At 68.6% G+C, this 1572-nt stretch carries 2 protein-coding genes; both read right to left on the bottom strand.

Annotated elements, in window-relative coordinates; translation table 11 throughout:
- Window positions 1-1046, bottom strand: a 1046-nt coding sequence (locus IG98_RS0143850) for a S1 family peptidase (protein WP_030926485.1), incomplete at its 3' end; no start/stop codon positions are given.
- A gap of 132 nt (window positions 1047-1178) precedes the next feature.
- Window positions 1179-1572 (bottom strand): trypsin-like serine protease (locus tag IG98_RS54095; RefSeq protein WP_030926483.1); only part of this gene is annotated, 394 nt, incomplete at its 5' end.

Here is a 1572-nt window from a genome sequence, read left to right as displayed (position 1 = left end):
TCCACCGAGATGAACGAGCCACCCGAGTCGCCCGGCTCGGCGCAGACGCTGGTACGCCCCAGCCCGTAGATGGTGCCCTGGGGATAGGTGACACTGGCGTTGAACTGCCGGATGAGGCCGCAGTGCCAGTCGGTGGTGGAACCGGACCGGCAGACCGAGGCCCCCTCCAGAGCCGGCCTGGAACCCGCGACGGGCACGGTGCCGCCGCTGCCGTTGCCCACCACCGGCCTGGGCGTCCAGTTCGCGTTCACCGCCACCCAGGCGTAGTCGTTCTCGGGAAAGGACGACGCCCGAAAGACCCCCTGGGGCACCCGGTCGAAACCGGTGGTGGCATCACCCGCCTTACCGCAGTGACCGGCGCTGACGAAACCCGCCTGGGCTTCGTGGGTCACCGAGAAACCGACGGAGCAGCGATTCGAACTGCCGATGTAGTAGGCGTCGCCGCCCTGCACGTCAGTGAGGAGCCGGGGCCGCTCGGTGGACGGCACCACCTTCACCACACTCGAGTCGGCCCCCACGGCCTCCACGAGATCCTCGGTTGCCAGAGGGCTCTTGGACAGGATGACGATCCTGTTGTTCCTGGCGTCGACGAAGCGCACATCGCCCCCCTCGCCGTCTCCCGGCAGGTTCACGTTGAGGTCGCTGATGAGCCCGGCGAGTTCGGTCAGTGACCGTTTGACGAGTTCGGCTCTGGCACCCGCCGCGACGATCGTGGGGAGGTCGGCGGGGTCCGTGGTGGCCACCACGAGGGTCTGCGCGATGGTTCCCATCAGCCACGAGCCACCGAAACGGTCGCCGAGCGCCTCCCGGAGGCCTGCCTCGATCCTCGACATACGGATCTCGTTGGCCAGGCGTTCCTGCACCTGTTCCCTGGTCAGTTCCAGGTCGCGTTGGAGCGCCTCCAGCATGCCCGACGGCGGTTTCCAGACGGACGCGGTGACCGGAACACCCGTCACCCCAGGTCCGGCCGCGGCCGGCACACCCGTCAGGGTGAGCGCGGTGACCGCCAGCACGCAGCCCATGGCGACGACATGCCTGCGGGACATGAGACTCTCCTCGACCTCGGCCTTCACAGCAGGAGGGGGAGAACGCCGCACACCACAGATCGATCATGCGATACGGGCAACGCCACCCTAATCCGGGCGTCTTGGCCTTCAGTGTGTAGGGGCCGGAGCCGCTCACCGAGACCACCCGGTAGCGGTAGAAGCGCCGTCCAGGCAGGCGGAGTGCGTGCCGGCGACGGCGGCCCGGTAGTACCGGCTCGGCTGGGAGACGGACCGACCGTTGTTCAGCGTGCCGGTGTAGGTCTTCGGGTAGCCGGCGCAGACCTGCCTGCCCGATGGGACGGTGCCCGGGGAAATGTCACCCGACGAGGTGGCGGTGCTGTCGGTCAGCAGGGTCAGGCCGTAGGCGGTGAGGATCTCGTTGACCGGCTGGAAGTAGGTGACACCACCCGAGGTGCAGTCGCCGGAACCGCCGGAGGTGACCCCCTGGGCCTGGTCCACCGAGATGAACGAGCCACCCGAGTCGCCCGGCTCGGCGCAGACGCTGGTACGCCCCAGCCCGTAGATG

This window comes from Streptosporangium amethystogenes, assembly GCF_000721075.1.
GTDB classification, from domain to species: Bacteria; Actinomycetota; Actinomycetes; order Streptosporangiales; family Streptosporangiaceae; genus Streptosporangium; species Streptosporangium amethystogenes.
This window is presented reverse-complemented; position numbering and strand designations above follow the sequence as displayed.